Genomic DNA, 21,191 nt, shown 5'->3' on the forward strand with positions numbered 1-21,191 from the left:
GGGGCTTATGAGGGGCTTGGAAGGGCATTCTACATTACAATCTATCAAATACAATTGTTCTTCCTACTAAATAGGAGCTATTCCAAATTATTATTTTGGATAGCTCCTTTCAAATTCTTCTTATTTTTTACTTCTACCAATGTCAGCTTCTACATACAATTTCTTCTGCTATTTGCGGGCAGTAAAACTCTCATTTCAAAATTTGGTGAATAAACTGCTTGATTGCAATGCGAGTGGCCCTCACTGATTAAAGTTTCATTTTATTTTTGCATTGAATCTAACATCTTCACAATAAAGGCAGCCGCCTGACCACGAGTTGCTGTGCCTCGAGGATCAAACTCATTATTTCCAATACCATTAACTACCTTTAAACTGTATAATCGTTGAACCGATTCTTTGTATGTTATTAAATGCTTATCTGTAAATGGTAATGCTACTAACTCACCTGTAATTCCTTTATATCGTAATGCTTTGTCAATCATAATAGATACTTCTTCACGAGTAATTGGTGCGTTAGGATCAAAAATCCCTTCACCACGACCATTAATAATTCCTGCACTTGCACAACGTTTAATACCGTCATGAAGTGATGGATGTGCCTCATTAATATCTACAAATGACTTATTTCCCTCTGGTAGTTTAAGAGCATTCGAGATTAATTTCGCAAACTCCGCTCTCGTTACATTTCGATATGGAGCAAATACACCATTGCCTTCGCCTTGCATAATACCTAGACTGTTTAATTTACGAATATGCCCTTCAAACCATCCACCTGTAATATCATCTTTTGTTTTTTGTACTTCTTCCTTAGGCTTTTGTACTTCTTCCTTTGGTACATTGTAGTTAATTTTAATCCAACTTGGGTCATAGAAAATCCATTCTCCATTACCTACTTTATACCAACCATTTTTAACCGCTAATACTTTGTAACGATCTCCGTTTGAAGCTTTACGTACAACACGATGTTCAATGCCCGCATCACTACGTACATTGATGCCACTACCATTTACCACTAGTTCCATGCTAGGTTCAGCTGGATTATTTTCATTTGGATTAAATGAGTCATTTTTATCTTGTAAAGGCGTATCAATCTGCGCATTTATATTTGCATACCACTGAATTCCTTGTACGAAACCAGCCCAATTACCTCGTGAAATTAAAATGTCAGGACATTTTTTCCCACTCCATTGTTGATGCTTGTATATATGATCTGCACCAATTCCTTCTTTGTTCATTAAATAACCTGCAAGTCGTTTTGCATTTTCTAACGCTTTATTGTAATCACCGTCTTGGTTAACCGCAATCTCGATACCGATAGACTCCCTGTTTCCTGAACCATCTCCATCTCCTGCATGCCAACCATTTTCGTTTGTTGGTAAGTGTTGATAAATTTGTTTATCATCTACAGTAAAATGCCATGAAGCTGTTCGGAAAGTGCCTTCAGTTGCTTGCTTGTATAAATATTTCGCATGATTTTCAGCATTAGCACCAGCGGCTGTATTTGCGGTCTCATGGATTGTAATGTAACGTGCTTTCATCGGATTCGCAGGACGAATATCAGGATTTCCTGCTGGAACAATCCACTCCACAAATGGAACTCCTGCAAGTGTTCCATATTTCTTCGTACTCTGTGCACTATATTGAATACCTCTTGGCTTTGCAACAGGTTTCATTTGACGATCAGATCCATCATTTCGACCATCTACAGATTCAAATGCCTTTTCAATGTTTGAAATAGCTTCCTTTTCTGCTACTTGTCCCTTCTTAGCATCTTGCATTTTGTTTAATTCTTCTGTTTCAACATGTTTATGCTTATATTCTTCTAAAAGCATTTTTTCATTTCCAGATACTTCTGCTTCGTTAATTTGTACATGATCAGGAACTTCCAACTTGAAATTAGAATAATTTAATCCGCTCGTTCCGTGTTCTCCTTGGGCAATATTAAGTTGATCAGTTTGAGATTTGTTGATCTCTTCTGCTGATGCTGATAAAGGTACGCTCCCTAAAATCACTAGACTTGTTGATAGTGCGATTACTTGTTGTTTGATTGTCTTATTCATTATTATAATAAATACATACACACTCCCACCGTGTATGTATCTCAACCTCCCTTTATTGTCACATTAATTTTTAAAAATATGAATCTACTATGTAATCCTAATATATTTTCTTTTTATTTATATATTTAAATTATCATATTTTATACCCATTAAGAAAATATTTATATGTCATCCCTACAGATGAATTTCATCTAACATACTTTTTATAAAATTCATCAACAAACATTATTTTACAACTAATTACAAATACCGTCAAAATAATCAATTTAAACTTAGACAAATAACTGGCATACAATTTCATAATAAGAGATCCTATACTATCGAAATACATCTATTACAAATTCCCTTTAACGTTTTCAACAATCTCATTTATCGTATTCCGATCAAACTTATCACTAATTTCATATGACTCACGATCTCCTACGAATTGCACGCCTACGATATCATTGCGATCCTTACCGTATTGCACTTCAATAATAGATCCTCGCTCTATTTGTTTCCAAATGAGACCTGCTTCATCTTTATTATCTAAAATAATGCAGTCTTCAATATTTTCATCAATCCCAATTAATTTATTATCATCCATATATCCAATCTCGTATTGTTGCCGTTCTTTCGCTTTGCCACTTACTAATATACCTTTGCTACCATATGAGTAATCCATATAGTCCTTTTTCTCCGTTTGTACCGCTTTCGACTTTTGTGCTTCAGTTTTTTCAGCAGTCCCACAACCTGTAATAAGACTGATTGGGATAACCACTATTAATACGAATCTAGTAAATTTCTTTATCATTTGTAACCAACCTCATATATTTAATGCAAAACTCCATTTATTACTCTATTAAAGAATAACATGATATTAAGTAAACAGAACGAAAGATAACATATTATTTACATACTCGCACTTTAATGAAGGACTAGGCCATTTAAACCTAGTCCTACATAACTTTAACTTTGCTTCACATACTTAATTGTATGAAATGACGTCTCATTAAATAATTGCAAGTTTTCCCCATCATAATCTTGAACTTTATATGCTATTTTCTTTTTTTGAATTGTATCTTCTACACCGTCTACTAAACGTTTATTGAGATGTAAATAGATTGTAAAAGCTTCCTTATCATATTCCCAAGTGCCTTCAATATAATTCTTTTTATTTGGATACTCACCTTTACCATACGTTTCAAATGTCTTATCACCTTTTAGAATAAGTGACATAATGAAACCGTCTGTTCCTTTGAATCCCCAATTACCGATTAATTCCGTACCATCTTTCACATTCTTCATAACGTTATCCGTATTAATTCCAGCTTTCTTATCTAACTCTTTCAAATCTTTCACAGATACTGTACCGTCACCGATTTTAATATCCCCTTCAAGATCTTTGAATGCCTTAAGCCAGTAAATATCTCCTTCTTTCACTAACTTTTCGGATTTCTCCATTAACTCTTTATCAGTCTTATCGCCTTTTTCTCTTTTTTCTTTTCGGGTGAATACTTCATTTATTAAAGAAAAAGACTCTCTAAAATAACCAATTGCTTTTTCAAAATCCTTTTGTTGATTTACATACTCTGCAGGGGGATCTATCGACTCAAATTTATCTAACACTTTATTTAATTCTTTCACACTATCTACTATATCTGATTTCTTTTTCTTACCGTCAAAAACCTCTCTTGTAATATTGTTATGCTCCGCAAACAACTTATCAAACTCTACCCCTAATTTATACACTTTATTAGGATAGTCTTCCTTTGAAACTTTTTCTTTCTTACTATTAGACTTCGATTCTTTTACTTTAGACTCTTCCGTTTTCTCCTGTTTAGAAGTGTTCGTTTTCTCAGAAACTCCACAACCAAATAACAACATGACCGGAACTGCTACCCCTAGTAGTTTCTTTGCATTCATGACTGATTTCTCCTTCTACTTGAATGGATTACTCTTGCTATACCCATCCTCTTTTTTTATCTTGTAATTAAAGTTACAATCGCAATAACTCCTAGAATCGGTCCCCAATATTCCATTTTTATAAAAAATAATGAGTGCTTTTTGTTAAACATAACTTTTTCACCAGTTTCGGCATCTATATAAACTTTCCCATCTGGCTTATTAATATATTTACCTAAATACCAAGACATAACCCCTGATATAATAAACATTACCGCCATTGGCCAACTATGGTCTTGAAAATATGTAGCGTCCCCCGTTATAGATCCAAAGATAGCCTTACCCAAAAGAGTATTAATAATTACAATAATTGCGACTAAAAAACCCCAACCAGACCAAATAATCATCTATTTCTCCTCCTAAAGCGTACAACTTTGTACTTTATGTTAATTTGAACTGCAAACGAAAATGTTTAAAAAACCGAATATTCAGACGTTTATAATTATATTTAGCTTACATTCGATTCTAACTTTAATGTCCTAAATGCAAATGAACCAGATATAATTTGTAAAATTGTCGGAATAAGTAAAAAGAATAATGACATAAACAACATAACTATAGGAATCACAATCATACAAACTCCATAAACTTTATTATTAACCTTGTTTACTAAACACGATAAAATGAACAATCCTATTTGAACCGTTAAAATAATAGAGTAATAAGCTAAAAGTTCGTAATCAACACCTTCCATAATATTAAACGCTACAACTATTAATATTATGGAAATAATAATTCCCAAAATGCCACCAATTAAACCTAATACAAATTCAGGTGTTCTTTTCAATTCAATCCCCCTTTTTTGAAAAACTAACAACTTGTATATTTTTCCCATTCACCATCATACCAAATATTCATTGGAAAAACTATACAAATGTATTTTTTATTCTACTATACTTTGCTTCTAACTATAGATAGCTTGTAGCAGTCACAAAATCAAAAGCTTCAAAATTACTTACTGAATTGTCATATTGAAAATTATAAATTAAAACGATAGAATTATAGGATTTATTTAATTTAACTACTTCCTTAATTCGAGAAAGTATTTTATCATCATATGAACATCCCGTTAATAACATAGAAATGTCATCACTCGCTTCTTCTAACACTTCCTTTTCAATAAAATCTTCATCTACATCAATCATATCAATATTAAAATCAACAAAAAATCTTGCTGGTATAGAGTCTCCTTCTTCATCATACGTAACATCTATATATGTATCCAACTGATCTTGCGTTTGCATATTACCGAACCATATTGAAACCATTCCGTGTACTTCCATTAATAGCGTCCTCCATTATGAATATATATTCTCATTCAACTTACGCTTTAAAATTCATGATTTTTATAAAAACCATTTCTTCTTTCCTTTCAGTCAAATAGGATTATTCGGAAATTCATTGTCATACTTATTAATTAGCTCTTTATCATTTTCATCAATTGGTACTTCACCTAAGTATTTATGTTTCCAAATAATCATCTGATCACTAAAACTATATTCTGTATCGAACCAATTTGTATAATCGAAATGCATGTTAAATTTCCCACTATGTTCAAGAGACATTGTAAAGGAATACCAAAGTTCTTGGTGGTTATCTTTGAAAACATTTCTTAATTCCTTACTCAATTTATATAAAAAATCTTCTTTCCTTTCAAACTCCTCTTCATCAACTTCGTATTTAAAAGGAATTTCTACACTATACTTATAATTTTCTTTATTTCTGAAGTTGTTATAGAAAAAGTAAGTTCCCCCTCCATCTTCTGATATTTGTGCATAAAAATAAAATTTCTCCCATTCTTCTGGAATCATGGCATGAACCGTTTCCGCTATCTCTCTATATAATCGATTCAATTTTATTTCCAATTGAATACCCCCTATTTGATTTTCATCATTCACTTTTTCTATATTATACCACCCTTTTAATTAGCTCTTTATTTCATCTAAAATTCAAACCAAGTTTCGATACTTTTAGAAAGTAGACATACCTCTTGAATACAATTAGTATTAAAATAAGAAATATGAAAGACTTAAAAAGGCTCTTACATGAAGGAAGGAAGTGCACAGCTATGGATTTTAAAACAGTTATGCAAGAACTTGAGGCTCTAGGTAAGGAACGAACGAAAAAAATATACATATCTAACGGTGCGCATGAGCCAGTATTCGGAGTAGCTACAGGTGCTATGAAACCAATCGCTAAAAAAATAAAATTAAATCAAGAGTTAGCTGAAGAGCTTTATGCCACAGGTAACTACGATGCTATGTACTTTGCAGGTATTATTGCCGATCCAAAAGCTATGAGTGAGTCTGATTTTGATCGCTGGATAGACGGGGCATATTTTTATATGCCATCTGATTATGTAGTGGCAGTAACTTTATCAGAGTCAAATATCGCACAAGATGTTGCTGATAAATGGATTGCAAGTGGGGACGAGCTTAAAATGTCTGCCGGCTGGAGTTGCTACTGTTGGCTATTAGGAAATCGCAAAGACAATGAGTTTTCCGAAAGTAAAATTTCCGATATGCTTGAAATGGTGAAAGATACAATTCATCATTCTCCAGAACGAACAAAATCCGCTATGAATAATTTCCTAAACACTGTGGCAATCTCATATGTACCACTACATGAAAAAGCAGTCGAGATTGCAAAAGAAGTTGGTATAGTTGAAGTCAAACGTGATAATAAAAAAAGCAGTTTGTTAAATGCTTCTGAAAGTATTCAGAAAGAACTTGATAGAGGAAGACTTGGTTTCAAGCGTAAGTATGTAAGATGTTAAAAGTATGAAGGTGTCAATCTAGGAGAGATTGACACCTTTTTAGTGGACATTACTAGACTAACGGAGCTGCAAGTTAAAGGGAACCAATCATTCATCTCCCACTATACATCTCAAACTTCTTCTTTCAATTTATATACCCTATCTCTTTTCTCATCATCTTTGATAAAAATAAGTTTTCCTTCTGTAACAAAACCTTCTAATAGTAAGCATACTTGCCCATATGCTTTAGGCTTATTCGTTGTGAATCTTTCATCGGGTATTTTACCAGATCGTATTAATCGTTCACATAGCTCAAGCGCACTTATTTCTTCAGAATCAATTAATTCTAAAATATCTTTTTGTAATGGTGATAAAGGGGCTGGTACCTTACATACCTCAGCTACCTCCACCTTTTCTTTTTCTTCTTCAAATAAATCTTCAAATGAAATTTGATTCATTACATCTTTTCCTTTCTAACAATTGATTTATATAACATGAATTGAATTCTATAGGTACAAGAACTTTAAATATTAGCTATTGTTATGTATTGCTTGCTTACCTTATTACATGAATTTCAAACTCATATACATCATTTCATATAGTATATTTTGATTATACCAAATATATGTTCTGTTTTCTATTGTAGAATTTTCATAACAGAAATGAAAGTAATAGTGAACATTTTTCTTCTCTTTAGTTGTATAAAAAATCACGTAAAAAGTTTACATAATAAAATTATAGTGCTCTGTTAAATTTCTACGCTAAAACGCAAAAAAACACTCGTTGCCTTTAATCGACAATCGAGTACTTTAAGTTCATCTATTTTTAAGTAGCATAAATTTATAAATTTTGTAGTAACAGTATGACACCATTTATATGTCGTGACAACGACTATGTTAACACTTACGAGTTTGTATGAGTTCGTTAGTTTAATATACATTCCATATGTTTATATTCATCGCCAAATAAAATGCTATTTTACTTTATTTTCCATTCTATCATTGCACACAGTACTCCATGATGGTACAACCATGATGGAGTACATACTTTCAAAAACCTTTTATTTTTTCTATCTACTTCACATATACTTTATTTTTTATTCATATATACTTATGCGTATTTAAATTTAGCACCACGAACTTTATTATATCCGTCCATAAAATATAATTTAGTATAGTAAGGTTTATAAAATCACTATAACTAAGCTCATTTATTTACTGTAATGAGTTTTTAATGTTTATTTATATTTTAGGAATATCAATTATATTTCCTGGTGACTCATTAATAAGAATATCTGAAATACTTGGGTTCCTTTTTTTTAACTTGAATATTTGAATTTTTGTTAATTCAGGGCTAAATGATATATTTTGTGTTTTAAACTTCAAATTCATAATTTTATTTTGAAGTTTTAATATAAAAACCTTCCATTCTTGTAATGGAGAATTCGAAACTTCCTCCGGACTTTCTAATAGTCGATATCCGTCTGCATAATGAAACATTAGTAATCCCGTTCCTAAGTCACAATCTTTATTTTCAAGAATTGCATTTGGTATATCAAATCCACTATTTCAATTATAATTTGCTGTAAAACAATGAAGGATTATTGGATTATCTATATTCTTTATTCGGCTAATTGTATCCTCGTTATTTGTATTATAAAGTAATTCTTCAAGCAAACTAATATCTTTATTTTCCATTACACCTTACCACCTTACTGATATTTACTTATTTTGTATTTCCAATTGTTTTAGCTTTCTTTCCCAAAGTTCCACTGTTGCACCTTGGCTTGGGTACAATGGTAAACCATTCCCCTGTAATTTCCTTAAATTTTTTTGCAAATCATATACCTGTTTTTGTAAACTATCAATACTTTGGTTAATATCCATTTTATTTAATGCTCTTGCAACTACTTCATTGTAAACAGAATGATATCCTCTATGTCTAGCCATTGTACTTATATTATCATCTGGTACTCTTAGAAAAATACCGTTTGATGAGTCATCAAAGTTCATACCTATCTTTTTAATTACAAGATTATCTGCCATTTCAGAAGGAATAATATGCTGTGCTTGATATCCACTCCATTTAGTTGAACGTTTAAGCCCCATTTCTGTCATCATATTTTTTCCTAATTTAGTAGAATTCCCTCCTGTTACAATACCCGGAGTACCAGGAATAATCCTACTACCTTCACCCGCATCCTTAACCCCACCACTCTCCAAATTCGAGATCCTATTCTGAATACTCGCCTTTGAGGCATTATGGGCTTCTTGGAATTTCCCGCTATAGTTCGTTCCAGTTCTAGCGACACTTCCATCTGGCAGTATTTCTACACCTTTAACGAATGGGGTTACGGAGTACACACCTTTTGCTAATGTATTTTCAATTATATAATACTAGTAATTTCTGTTAACCTTAATTCATAAAAATAATTTTTAAACATTTATAACATGCCTATCTAATAAAAAAGCGCTTGTTGTCTTTCGTAGACAATCAAGCGCTTTAAGTTCATTTGTTTTTAAGCAGCATAAATTTATAAGTTTTGTAGTAACAATATGACACTTTTTATACTTCCTAACAAATACTATGTTAAAACTTACGAGTTTGTACGAGTTCATTAGTTTCATATACATTCCATGTGTTTATATTTATCGCCCGGTAAAATGTCATCTCGCCTAAGCTCGTACTTTATTTTCTATTCTATCATTGCACATAACACTCTATGATGGTACAACCATCATAGAGTATTTACTTTTTTAACAGTTTATTTTTTTTATCCATCTTCTGCTTTAAATATTCAGCAATTTCAGTTTGCCCAAATTCTCTAGCATATTCATATGCATCCAAATTCTTAATACTCTCTCCAGTATATCTAATTGAAATATCTATTCCTTTTTCAACTAGAAACTCAACTACTTCTTTATGCCCACCATAAATTGCTCCAAATAATGGATTTCTGTTCGCTAAGCTCACATCTAATTCTGCGCCGGTCTCTATTAAATACTTTACTATCTCCAAATCCCCCTCTCCTGCTGCCACTCTTAAAGGGGAATCATCAAATATATCACCTTTTGTATTAACATCGATTCCTTTATGGACTAAATATTCCACTATTCCAAAATATCCTTTCTTTGCTGCAACATGTAGCCATGTACCAAATAGCGTCATCGAATGTAAAATTCTGGATTATCCCCTATTAAACGTTTTACTTCATTCTATAAAATTTAAAAGTTAATACAATTATAAAATTATAATTCTCTTTAAAATTTTCACGTTAAAACACAAAAAAGAACTCTGAAATGAACCCAAAAAACTTTTTGGGTTCATTTCAGAGTCGCTGCACGACACCAGAAGAAATAATAAAATAACAAGACGAATCAAAAAATTCACGTTAAAACACAAAAAAGAACTCTGAAATGAACCCAAAAAGTGTCTAACTTTTTGGGTTCATTTCAGAGTCGCTGCACGACACCAGAAGAAGTAAAACCTTATCAAGATGAATCGATCAATTTACTCATGGCGATAAACCTTTCATGGCTCTACTTTGCGTTATTATGGTGTTTGTTATTTTCATGTCTGTTAAAGTTATGGGTATGTTCGAAGCGTTAGTGATAGTCACAAAGAGCAGGTTAGTTCCTTAACCAAAAACATAAAAGAAGAAAGAGGTATTCATTACAAACTACTAGTAGAAGAACGCAAACGTTCAGATAGACGAGAAAGAGAATTGTTCATAAACTTAGAAAAGAACACGGAACAATTAGAAGGTATTACTACTATCCTTAAAAAAGTTCAATTTAGTTATGCTAGCTTAGAGAATAAAATAATGCAAAACTTCAAGTATCTTGAAAGTGAAATTGAAAATGTAAAAATGCAAGTAACCAAAAAGGAAGGCCACGAATAATTCCTGGCCTTTTTGTTTTCTAAACCTAAAAATCTCTTTAAGTTTATAGACTTTGTATCAAAATTTTAAAAACCTTTTATTCAAAACCGATAACAATCCATTCATCTACAAAATTCCAAAAGTGAACATTATATTTAGGCTGACTCTTAGCTGACCAAAAAGTAGCATTGTTATTCTTACAATTTTCATAATCTATAGCTATGTAACTCCCCATACCATTACTAAAGAATCCAAAAGATGTTTTTAAATTAATCCTTATCGGTTCTTCCAATTCATCTATAATCCCCCACTCTAAGTCATCATCCCCAAAGTAAGTTATAGCTTCTAATGGCATCAATCCCATCGATTCACTTGTGTAATCATAAAATCCATTATGAACATTTTCGTAAAAGTCCCTAATAGATTCAGGAATTTCTCTCCATGAAGATTCTAATTCCTCATTATTAAAACTATCTTTAGGACTTCTTCCTTCATAATATAAATCTTCTCCACCTTGATTTTTTATTGTATACAAGATTGAATAGGTGTCCTCACTTACCATCAGTTCAATATCCTCAAGGTATTCTGATAAGTAAGCAATAGTATTAGATAAATTATTATTCACATATTTTTTCCATATACTTAAAATTTTCTTGATTCTCTTTTCTCTATCATGTTTACTAAATACTTCCACCCATAAATCAGGAATTAAAGATGCGTTTATATTCTTAAATTCATTTGCATTAATCAATTGAATATCTTCATTATACTCTCTTAATATATCTAACTTAGAACTCATTTTTTTCCCATCCTTTTTAATATTATTTTATATTATTCTTTGTTAAAATCATCAATTTGTTTTTGCAATATTCTTTCAAGCTGTTTTTCTCTTGTAATCATCTTGCTCCTAAAGTCAGGACTAACTTCTATCTCATCTGGTGTTCTCTTTTTATAATGTGTCCATTCTTCATACGATTTAGATTGCTTTGAAGTGTTTGCAGATTTACTTAATCCTGTAAAGTTTTCTGGGTTATTTAATACTTCTAACTGTTGTTTTTCTGTTAAATTACCAAAACCATCCATATTTGCGATTCTGTCCATAGACACAATATGATCTGCTTCTAGTGAACCTATAAAAGTTTTTCCAGGAAGAGCTTGATCTTCCGTTTCTATCTTTTTATTGTGGCCTTTATTTACTTGTTTTCTTATTTTTGCCGTCGTTTTTTTTCTTAATGCTTCATATTCTTCATCTGTAATCTTTCTCTCACCGTACCTAGGAGGAATTCCACTTTCACCCGTACCCTTAACCCCACCACTCTCCAAATTCGAGATCCTACTCTGAATACTCGCCTTTGAGGCATCATGGGCTTCTTGGAATTTCCCGCTATAGTTCGTTCCAGATCTAACGACACTTCCATCTCGCAGTATTTCTACACCTTTAAAGATTTGGGATACGGAGTCCGCACCTTTTGCTAATGTATTTTCAATTATATAATACTAATAATTTATGTTAGCCTGAATTCATAAAAAATATTTTCTAAAAATTTATAGCATGTCTATCTAATAAAAAAGCACTCGTTGCCTTTCGGAGACAATCAAGTGCTTTAAATTCATCTGTTTTAAGTAGCATTAAATTTGTAAATTTTGTAGTAACAGTAGTATGACACCTTTTATATGGTAACAAGTAATACATTAATACTTACGAGTTCATTATTATTGTGTCCTTTCCATGTCTTTTCAATAAAATATCATCTCGCCTAATTCTCACGCTTTTCTTTCTAATACAGTTGTAAAAATAAAAAATTCAATAGCCACTACGTTCTCCTAACGTTGCCATTGAATTCCTTTACTAAGCATGTACCTTTGTCAGCGTCCAAGTAACCAATAAAATAGGCACATTTCTCAATTTATTTTTCTATTATCAACCCTCCCAAATCCAAAACATTTTTATTATTTCGAATTCAGGAGGTGACAAGTTTAAATGCATTTGTAGTAACACATGGTGTTATTAAAATTGTACGTGGTCAAAAATAGCACATTCTAGATGGTTATGCAATCTTGATATTAACTTATAAGAAAATCTTGATCGGATTCAAGAGTGAAGGCATACAATCCTTAGGTCTATCTATAATATTTGATACACCTTTCTTGAAAAGGAATTCTATCATCAAGCAACACCTCTTCTTGCAGGATTTTTGTTATATTCTCTATTTTCCCAATGAATAATGCATAAAAGTCGCCCGAATTTGGATATAAAAACAGACCAAATCCCTTTGGTGACAGTATTTTGTTGGCCATCTTGATCTTATCGGGTAAAAATTCATAATTAAATGCTTCTAATCTCTCAAGTTCTTCTTGTGTTGCTAATTCAATTTGGTGGGCAAATTCGTAATCAAGAATAAAATTGACAATTTCTTGGTATTGCTCACCTTTATAGTCAACGTATAAAAACTGTTTCGTTGTCAATCCATATTTTAATAGGTCTTCATGTAAGTCATAACTTCCTTGTTCCTTCAAAAATGTTTCCAAATCCTTGCTATCAGGAAATATAATCTGCGCTATCCCTTGATCAGGCATCTTAGCTTCCTCCCTTTTATTGAAATAATTCTCCATGCTTGTTAGGAATATATTCCGGATAGTTTTCACGATAAAATTGATCGATCATCTGAAGTACGGGATCCCATTCAGGATATGACTCATGTTCCCCAAATACCATTCTAGCTTCTGGAGTATTCATCAGAAAATTATCGATTTGAGTAGGTACTGGCAACCCTAGTTGTTTCCTTACATGGATTAAAAATAATATTTCAAAAGGATAAAATCCGTATCTGAAATCACCAAATTCACCTAGCTGTCCGATTTCAGAAGCTAACGCAGAATGATACTGAGACATTATCGAAATTAGATATTCTATTTCTTCTAAGTCACGAGTCGACCAACGTCCTAACACTTCATCATATATATTTAGGTCTTCAGGGATTAAATCGCATCGCAGTTCAGCTTCTTTAAACTTATTTTTCACGACTAGATGCAATTTTTCATTTGTCCCCATGATGGTTTTATTTCTATACTGCAAGTATAGCTCTAGCAAAAACCAAATATGTCTATTCTCTTCATTAGCATCTATTAAATGTCCACCGAAGTGATGAACCATAAAATCATATAATATATTTTCTTCTTTCTCCCATCCATACATTGCAAAATGAACTAATGTGAGGACGACTTCTTTAAACGTATACCCCAAAATCATCTTTGGATATCTGATTTTATAAAGATCTTGTCCCATGCACTGGTAAAATAAGACTTTCTGCATGTTCTTTAATCCTTCTACATTGTTTCCACCGCTTATCAATACATCGTTTTTCCATAGTGACAAGTGATATGAGAAAATTTTGCTTAAATTTATTAGTAGGATATGATCTTTCTCTGTTTCATTTTGCTCAACAATTTTCTCAACCTTACTTCTACTGACATTATATTTATCTTTAACATCTTCAAATTTGATTCCATCCACAAAATTTTTGCTATATCTTTTAAAAGCCATTTCTAACTTTTTGGGGTTCATCATTGCATCCTCCCTATGAATTAATCTATTTTCTTATTCCAGTCCTTTACCTTTAACTCATCAACACCGAATCCAGTATCAGTAATCTTTATATCTGTTTCAACTCTAATAAAATCGAATTGTAGATCCGGACTCTCCTCCATCAGATTCTCTAAGTTATCTCTAAAATTAGCATACCTAGGATCATCGCTGTTAACCATGTCTTGAAAATAAGTATCTCCACCCTTTTTCTGTTTATCCGAGTAACTAAAACTAGCGGAATCTGATGCCTTTGATTCAATAATAGTTAACTTTGGCGGCGGCCCTTTCGATAGGAATGCTGCATCTATACCATTTCTCCCCACTTGGAACAGATCGGAAACATCTTTACCTAAATCACTGTCTCTAGCTACTATTTTTGTCACTTCTTCCCCAAAATCACCTTTATCATGAGAAAAATATTTAGAATTATCGATTTTTCTTTCATACTCCTTTGCAACCTTCAAGTCATAATGATCACTAATAACATCTTTCGTATCCAACTTGTTGGCCAATTTATTTTTTTCTCGCGTTAATCTTTTGACTTCTTTGTCATTTCCCTCTATTTTCAATCTATTTATTTCTTTATCTAACTCTTTAATTTCTTTTGAGATATTGTCTGAAATGTTACTGCCATAACCAACTTTACCCGTACCCTTAACCCCACCACTCTCCAAATTCGAGATCCTACTCTGAATACTCGCCTTTGAGGCATCATGGGCTTCTTGGAATTTCCCGCTATAGTTCGTTCCAGTTCTAGCGACACTTCCATCTGGCAGTATTTCTACACCTTTAGCGAATGGGGTTACGGAGTCCACACCTTTTGCTACTAGACCTTTTATGAAGTAGTCCGCATCATTAATCTTACCTACGGTTTTCCAGCCTTGTATTTTTAAATTTTTTAATAGATTATTTTCCTTAAGCGATTGTACCACATTTTTACCCAAATTTGGATTAAAACCAGGCATTCCTTCTTTGAATTTTAATAATTTCGCTAAATCAGCTAATTCACTCGTGCCTTTGAATGCTTTTACTCCTTTTCCTACTGCTCCAACAACTGGGATTGCATCTAATCCGCCAAAAATGATGTTTCCTACCCGCTCTTCTTGGCTCAATTTTCGGTGTGTTCCCCAGTCTTCTCCGTCGATACCGCTTTTTATTTGTACACCTCCGTATACTACTGCGGCAGCGGCCCCGAGTGGTGGACAAAGGATTGTTGTGATGATGATTCCTACGCCTATTCCTATGTCTCGCACCATTTCTAGTTTTTTCTGTTCATCTTCTATCGATTTGTATTCAAATCCTCGTGTGGATGGGACTACTTTCTTGTATTCTTCATAATTTAATTTTGCATCTGGATTTTGTTTTTTTAGTTCTTTGTATTCCCCTCTCAGTACGTTATCAAATGCAGGTGAATCTCTAAAAATATCTTCTACTGTTATTTTATCTTTCTTCTTCTGTATTGTTTGTGGTACACTTCCGTAGCCTGCATGCGCACCTGGTAATACTGTCGTTGTTGTAGAGCCAATTCGGTTATTTGTTTCAAAACTGAGAATAGATGTATCTCTCATTTTTTGAGCGAATTTATCCATTTCTACTAAAAAAGGTTTATCTATATGTTCAGAGACTAATCGCCCTGCTTCTCCGCAATATTTTTGTAATGTCGAATAGCTATCAAGTAATTCCCCGATTTTTTGCGATTGATTTTTAGGATTAAAATGTATACTACCATCCGAGTCTAAATCTCGTATTCTTCCATCAATTCTTTTTAATGATTCATTTGCTTCCCGTAATTTCATGAGTGCATCTTTTGTAATTCGATTCATACCATCCCCCATGTTTTGCCATGGTTCAGGTCTATATTTCACATCCATCTCGTTTTCATCCCCCCAGCCGTATGGTGATTTCTACAACTTACTTAATATTTCACGTAATTGTTCATCCTTTTCAAACATTTCTACACATGCGTCCCTTACAACTGTCGCCGACCTATAATAGTGTTCAGCCAATTCAAGTGTTTTGTGTAATATATCAGGATATTTTTCAATTACTCTCATCGCTTCACCTTTTTGATAAAAATCACAGCTTAATAAACTCTCAATATTCGTTCCAATGACGTCTACATGGATTTTATATATATTTTCTAACTTCATTACTATATCTAGTAGTTCTTGAAAATTAACTAATACTTCTTCTCCACCACCAGAACCACTATCTCCCATTGATACTTGCATTATTGAATACCTCCTAACGAGAATTGTCTCGGGTCAATTAACTTTTTATATGGCATTTTTAACACGTCATACAATTTCTTATTAACCGCATAGAGGCTCACCCAGTCATATCGATTACGATCTACATCTATTTGAACGAAATCTTCTCCTTCAGTGAAATATAAGAAACATTCCCATTTTCCTCCTCTATTACTTCGAGGCCTCGTATACGTTTCTATCGCTATAACGTTTTTATTTGATAAATCTTTTTCCTCAAATGTTTGTTGTTCTTCTTCTGTCATTCTCTTTGAGAAAAATGTATCTTCTATTTCCCTCGGTTCTCTCAATAAGAAAGGGATGCGTGTTAATAAGGAAAAATATACGTCTGGCTTTGGTATGTAGTCGATCTCGTATTTTTTATTTGGTTCTATTTCCGTTAATACAGCCACTCGGTCTTTATCCTCTTTCAAAAAGCCAATTAATACATTATTCATTCTCGTGTATTCATGACAACTTTCATATTCCTTTAATAGTTCAATTATTTGAAAAGCTGCAGGGGTAATTCCATTTTCACTTGTAAGTAGGCCTTTTTCTTTTAAACTCGTAGTTGCTTTCGTGACACATTCTGCATCAAGTAAAATAATTGCGTCACGGTTTGGCAATCCAAATATATCGGTAACCCCAGCTGCACCTGCGAGAACATATAATTCAGCAGGTGCAAAACTCATTTCTTTCCCCATTCTTTTATCCCTCGTTTCTCCATCACAGTTGTTTTATCGCCCTTACTTCCGATTTATCTCCGTACGTTTGAATGCTTTTATCTAACTCTTTCAAAGCTTTCGTATGTCCTTCAAATGCCTCTACCATTTCTGAATTATATTGAATGATCAAATCAAGATAACTTAAAAATGCATCTCTCGTTTTTCCATTCCATTTCGCACCTGTGACATATGCTTTTAAGTCTTTCGCTTGGTTTAAAGAATCCTTCATACCATTTTCAATGTTTTGTGCGTAAGAAATGGCACTTGCAGTGTTACTTCCTATAATTTCAACCTCTTTACCACTCATGTTGGTTCCCTCCATTCTTTGTATGCTTAATGGATAAGTTTTTCAAATTCCTTTTTCTTTTCTTCAAAAGCCTTGGTCGCTGCAGCGTATGCTGACGCTTTCTCTGATTCTGCTTTCGCTTTATATTCCAAATACTTTGCATAAGCTGTACTTTTTGCAGATCCAACATCGCTTAATGCACTTTTAAAATAGGATAATACTGTATTTAAGTCTTCATCCTTTTCATGACGTTTTTGTTCAAATTCAACTGCCGGAATTTTATTAGCTTCTAAGCCATTACTTTTACTCTCATACTCTCTCTTCGCTGATTCAGCCTCTTGAATGAATTGCTTTAACTCTCTTTCTTTATCTTTTAAATAATCATGTAAATCATCATACCGATCTCGTTTCCTCGCACTTTCTGTAAAACCAGACGCATTTAAAAAAGCATTGTATAATTCATCTAACATCTTTCTCCCCCTTTAGCGCAATAACTATGTAGTTAAATTCGTATATTTAAACATGAATATTCATTACATTAAGAATTAACAAATAATTATTTTTACATATTGCTATTTTATCAAAGGGATTTTAACATTTCCATATTTTATGAATGGCTTTCGCATTTTTCTTCAATAAAGTGAAACTTTAATCAATATGACTATGTATTTATGTGCAGAAATAATAAAAAACACTGCCAGGCGCAGTGTTTTTTATTATTACCTTTTATCCAATTCATTCGTATTAAATCCTTGCTTGAGAGTAAGACCAGTTCTTTCTTATTTCATCAACAACTATTTCTGGATAATCCCAATGAAGCGTACGAGTAGGCTCCCGGACTCGTTTTACTATTCCTTGGGCTGTTTTGTTTCTATATTCATTCCAATATTTTGGCTCAGTCGCGCTTAAAAGAACAATAGAAAAAGGATCTGATATGAATATCAGATCCTTAACTTTAATTTCTTAATACATACATCTTTTTACACGATAACTGGTTCATACGTGCTCAAATTATCATACTCAGTTTTTACAATACTAGGCGGAAGGTTAACACATCCTCAGATTCACCTTTTCCTGTAGCAGTGCATAATGTTTAATAAAATTACAGCATATTTTTACTTACCAGACTTAATTTTTTCGTTATATTCTTCTAAAGTTAACCCTTTTTCTTTTAGATAAACAGCAACTTCTTTTCCTACATAACGATAGTGCCATGGCTCATACTTAATGCCAGTAATATTCTCTTTATCTTTTGGATAGCGGAGAGTAAACCCATATTCTGCAGCATTCTTATCTAACCATTTGAATGCATCGGTAGTTTCAAATTTTGCATTTAAATCTTCTACAGTATTCTGCCATTCAACTGAAATAATGTCTAACGCTAATCCAGTATGATGTTCACTTGCACCAGGATACTGAAGATATTCCAATGCCTTAGCACTAGCCTCTTTATCCGACAAGCCTTGAGATTTATAGCTTTTAACTGAAGCATCATAATAAGTTTGTTGTAATTTTATAGCTCGATAACCTGATCTTAAATAAAGATTGATTCCCTCTTTTTTTGCAGCTGCTACCATATCCTGATAAGAAGTTGCAATTCTACTATCTATTTTCATATTTGGCTTCGCATTTTGGGTGATACTTGTTAATTCAATTCCTAGTTCCTTTGATAACATATGCTCTCTATTTACAAGGATAATTCTCCAATCATTAACATCAGAGATAGGTAAAACATCTTTTTTCTTCGCATGTATTTCATTTTTATTTTTATCGTTATTATTAGTAGTTGCCTGAGATGTTTGCTTTCCACTACAAGCAGCAAGACTCCATCCCATTGCTAATACCAATGCTAAAATTATAAATTTTTTAATTGTATCTCATTCCCTTTTTGTTTATTAGTCTTTATACCAATTTCCCAACACGTCTCTAGGAATCTCCTTGAAATCCTTCAAAGAAACGGGGCCGACAAATTTTTTAATTCCATGTTTTTTAGAATTTTCATCCGAATAATCTTTTAAAAATTGAATTTTAAATTGTTTCTTACCATCAGCATAGTCGGTTACTGTCGGTACGATTGCCGCTTGTCGTATACCAAAAGTTTTATCTTCATACTTAACAAATTGTACATAAGATAATCCTCCAACCAATGTTTCTAATTTTTCTTGCGCAGAAATAAGATTTCCAAGAGAATAATAGATTAGCGTTTCATGTCCATCTTTATTTTGTTTCCACTCAATTGGTTGAATTACATGTGGATGATTTCCAATTACTACATCTACACCTAAATCTGTTAAATATTGAGCAACTTCTTTTTGTTGCTTTGAAGGTGTTGAGGTATATTCTACTCCCCAATGCACCATAACAATCACCATATCAGAGCTACTCTTCGCCTTTTCCACATCATTTTGTATCGCTTTTTTATCAATTAAATTTAAAGCCCAAGACTTATCAGCTGGAATTTTAATTCCATTCGTACCATATGTATAATTGAGTAACGCAAAACGAATACCATTTTTTGTAATCGTTTTTATTTCATTACGCTCGTTTTGACTCTCATTAATACCTACCGGGATAACATCCGGATATTTCTTCCAGTATTCTCTTGTATTCGCAACACCTTTAATACCCATATCCATAGCGTGATTTGTCGCTTGCGTCACTATATTGAATCCAGTGTCCACTAAAGATTGGCCTACTTCTTCAGGTGTATTGAAAGTCGGATATCCTTGTACTTTTAAATTATTTCCGGCAATCGGAGTCTCCTGGTTCACTATAGCAAGATCGCTTGATTTAACAGCTTTTTTGATATTTTCATAAATATAATTATAATCATATGAACCATCTTTTTGTTTGCCATCTTTAATTACTGCGTCATGATATAAATTATCACCCGTTGCTATTAAATTCACAACCGATTGTACTTTTTTATCTTCCGTAAAATTAGGAGACTGTTGGATAGGACTTTTCTCTACCCAATTCGGTGCTTTTAATGATGTATCTATATTGGATTCAGCCGGTGGTAATGAAGCTTTAGATGTCTTAACATCTGTATTACCACAAGCGGTTAAAAGCACTAAAAAAATAAGACATACTAAAAAAAACTTTTTACTTTTCTGTAAAGTATCTAACATGTGATCCTCTTTTCTGTTTTATTCCTTATAACCTGTTCTAACAAATCATTCTTTAAAAAAACGTATTTTGGTTTTACCCTTAATTATGGAAGGACACTCTGTTACACCTGCTTCGGAATATATTAATAATTGTTTTCCGCTTTCTAGCAATCTATCGATTCCATCAGAAGTAATAGATTACTAGAAAAACATAATCCATCAGGATGTCGACTAGTTTGATATACCTGTTCCAATTGCAGTAACTCGTTTAATATTTAAACAAGATAGGAGAATCGTTCATATAGCCTCTTCTCTCGCTTTATGTTTAAGGTGCCTCCCAAAAAGGGGATCGTTGCTGTACCCCTTTACATAGTGCGAAATTTTTGCAACTAATTTCTTTCATTCAAGCGACAAACATTATACCGATAACAATAAGTAAGACCCAAGAACTTATTTTACCAATATACGAAAAAAGTAGCAATCTTTTGCCCCATATAAAGAAGCCAATTAGGAGAAATGAACGAGAGATTCATTCTATTCAATTCCTTCATTGATTAATAAAAAAACAAGCCACCCAACTATGAAGTGACCCCTAAAAG

At 32.7% G+C, this 21,191-nt stretch carries 22 protein-coding genes and 2 pseudogenes; 1 reads left to right on the forward strand and 23 read right to left on the reverse strand.

What is annotated here, in order from left to right; all coding sequences use genetic code 11:
• Positions 1-260 precede the first annotated feature (260 nt).
• From DN401_RS14350 to DN401_RS14380, 7 genes are all read right to left on the reverse strand, one after another.
• Complete coding sequence (locus DN401_RS14350) at positions 261-2,060, reverse strand: S-layer homology domain-containing protein (RefSeq protein ID WP_002204743.1); 1,800 nt, start codon at positions 2,058-2,060, stop codon at positions 261-263.
• Positions 2,061-2,394: 334 nt separating this feature from the next.
• The gene (locus tag DN401_RS14355; RefSeq protein ID WP_000591627.1) at positions 2,395-2,853 is read right to left on the reverse strand and encodes a hypothetical protein; all 459 of its coding nucleotides are present in this window, start codon (positions 2,851-2,853) and stop codon (positions 2,395-2,397) included.
• A 155-nt stretch (positions 2,854-3,008) separates the two neighbouring features.
• On the reverse strand, positions 3,009-3,965 hold the full coding sequence (locus tag DN401_RS14360) for a DUF3994 domain-containing protein (protein ID WP_000992202.1): 957 nt from the start codon (positions 3,963-3,965) through the stop codon (positions 3,009-3,011).
• A 56-nt stretch (positions 3,966-4,021) separates the two neighbouring features.
• Complete coding sequence (locus tag DN401_RS14365; protein WP_000587853.1) at positions 4,022-4,351, reverse strand: hypothetical protein; 330 nt, start codon at positions 4,349-4,351, stop codon at positions 4,022-4,024.
• Between the two features lie 101 nt (positions 4,352-4,452).
• Positions 4,453-4,791: a DUF4064 domain-containing protein gene (locus DN401_RS14370; protein ID WP_000831724.1), complete on the reverse strand. Its 339-nt coding sequence runs from the start codon at positions 4,789-4,791 to the stop codon at positions 4,453-4,455.
• A 121-nt stretch (positions 4,792-4,912) separates the two neighbouring features.
• Positions 4,913-5,287 carry an immunity 22 family protein gene (locus tag DN401_RS14375; protein WP_000451795.1) on the reverse strand — a complete coding sequence of 125 codons (375 nt, stop codon included), beginning with the start codon at positions 5,285-5,287 and terminating at the stop codon, positions 4,913-4,915.
• A 93-nt stretch (positions 5,288-5,380) separates the two neighbouring features.
• The gene (locus tag DN401_RS14380) at positions 5,381-5,869 is read right to left on the reverse strand and encodes an antitoxin YezG family protein (RefSeq protein ID WP_000403546.1); all 489 of its coding nucleotides are present in this window, start codon (positions 5,867-5,869) and stop codon (positions 5,381-5,383) included.
• A gap of 203 nt (positions 5,870-6,072) precedes the next feature.
• Here DN401_RS14380 and DN401_RS14385 point away from each other — a divergent pair, with 203 nt between their 5' ends.
• Positions 6,073-6,780 (forward strand): DNA alkylation repair protein, encoded by a 708-nt coding sequence (locus DN401_RS14385; RefSeq protein WP_149287777.1) that lies wholly within the window; start codon positions 6,073-6,075, stop codon positions 6,778-6,780.
• 110 nt (positions 6,781-6,890) lie between these two features.
• Here the strand turns inward: DN401_RS14385 and DN401_RS14390 are convergent, their stop codons facing one another.
• The 16 genes and pseudogenes from DN401_RS14390 to DN401_RS14475 all read right to left on the reverse strand — a co-directional run bounded on the left by DN401_RS14390 (position 6,891) and on the right by DN401_RS14475 (position 20,613).
• Positions 6,891-7,217 carry a DUF3895 domain-containing protein gene (locus DN401_RS14390; RefSeq protein WP_001071909.1) on the reverse strand — a complete coding sequence of 109 codons (327 nt, stop codon included), beginning with the start codon at positions 7,215-7,217 and terminating at the stop codon, positions 6,891-6,893.
• Between the two features lie 783 nt (positions 7,218-8,000).
• Positions 8,001-8,456, reverse strand: a pseudogene (locus DN401_RS14400) (DUF4274 domain-containing protein).
• A 24-nt stretch (positions 8,457-8,480) separates the two neighbouring features.
• Positions 8,481-9,122, reverse strand: coding sequence for an AHH domain-containing protein (locus DN401_RS14405; RefSeq protein ID WP_086692897.1), 642 nt, complete (start codon positions 9,120-9,122; stop codon positions 8,481-8,483).
• A gap of 72 nt (positions 9,123-9,194) precedes the next feature.
• Complete coding sequence (locus tag DN401_RS30180) at positions 9,195-9,386, reverse strand: hypothetical protein (protein ID WP_033689828.1); 192 nt, start codon at positions 9,384-9,386, stop codon at positions 9,195-9,197.
• Positions 9,387-9,507: 121 nt separating this feature from the next.
• Positions 9,508-9,974, reverse strand: a pseudogene (locus tag DN401_RS14415) (ankyrin repeat domain-containing protein); the annotation flags it as partial.
• A 762-nt stretch (positions 9,975-10,736) separates the two neighbouring features.
• A complete protein-coding gene (locus DN401_RS14425) occupies positions 10,737-11,438 on the reverse strand; it encodes an SMI1/KNR4 family protein (RefSeq protein ID WP_149287773.1) in 702 nt (233 codons plus the stop codon).
• Positions 11,439-11,470: 32 nt separating this feature from the next.
• Positions 11,471-12,130, reverse strand: coding sequence for a hypothetical protein (locus DN401_RS14430; protein ID WP_086401490.1), 660 nt, complete (start codon positions 12,128-12,130; stop codon positions 11,471-11,473).
• Between the two features lie 630 nt (positions 12,131-12,760).
• Positions 12,761-13,216, reverse strand: a complete 456-nt coding sequence (locus DN401_RS14435) for a hypothetical protein (RefSeq protein ID WP_001113308.1) — start codon at positions 13,214-13,216, stop codon at positions 12,761-12,763.
• 16 nt (positions 13,217-13,232) lie between these two features.
• Complete coding sequence (locus DN401_RS14440; RefSeq protein WP_025689851.1) at positions 13,233-14,207, reverse strand: hypothetical protein; 975 nt, start codon at positions 14,205-14,207, stop codon at positions 13,233-13,235.
• A 17-nt stretch (positions 14,208-14,224) separates the two neighbouring features.
• The gene (locus DN401_RS14445) at positions 14,225-16,096 is read right to left on the reverse strand and encodes an ADP-ribosyltransferase (RefSeq protein ID WP_149287774.1); all 1,872 of its coding nucleotides are present in this window, start codon (positions 16,094-16,096) and stop codon (positions 14,225-14,227) included.
• A gap of 33 nt (positions 16,097-16,129) precedes the next feature.
• Positions 16,130-16,456 carry a hypothetical protein gene (locus DN401_RS14450; protein ID WP_001198202.1) on the reverse strand — a complete coding sequence of 109 codons (327 nt, stop codon included), beginning with the start codon at positions 16,454-16,456 and terminating at the stop codon, positions 16,130-16,132.
• A complete protein-coding gene (locus DN401_RS14455; RefSeq protein ID WP_000514125.1) occupies positions 16,456-17,175 on the reverse strand; it encodes a DUF5081 family protein in 720 nt (239 codons plus the stop codon). The genes DN401_RS14450 and DN401_RS14455 overlap by 1 nt, the downstream gene beginning before the upstream one ends.
• A 22-nt stretch (positions 17,176-17,197) precedes the next feature.
• Entirely contained in the window at positions 17,198-17,503 is a 306-nt protein-coding gene (locus tag DN401_RS14460; protein ID WP_000014535.1) for a WXG100 family type VII secretion target, read from the reverse strand.
• 26 nt (positions 17,504-17,529) lie between these two features.
• Positions 17,530-17,952: a hypothetical protein gene (locus DN401_RS14465; RefSeq protein ID WP_000883465.1), complete on the reverse strand. Its 423-nt coding sequence runs from the start codon at positions 17,950-17,952 to the stop codon at positions 17,530-17,532.
• A gap of 645 nt (positions 17,953-18,597) precedes the next feature.
• Complete coding sequence (locus DN401_RS14470; RefSeq protein ID WP_000241986.1) at positions 18,598-19,329, reverse strand: M15 family metallopeptidase; 732 nt, start codon at positions 19,327-19,329, stop codon at positions 18,598-18,600.
• A 48-nt stretch (positions 19,330-19,377) separates the two neighbouring features.
• On the reverse strand, positions 19,378-20,613 hold the full coding sequence (locus DN401_RS14475) for a CapA family protein (protein WP_000887591.1): 1,236 nt from the start codon (positions 20,611-20,613) through the stop codon (positions 19,378-19,380).
• Positions 20,614-21,191: the final 578 nt, after the last annotated feature.

Origin of the sequence: Bacillus sp. BF2-3 (assembly GCF_008368795.1) — a bacterium.
Taxonomy (GTDB): Bacteria; Bacillota; Bacilli; order Bacillales; family Bacillaceae_G; genus Bacillus_A; species Bacillus_A cereus.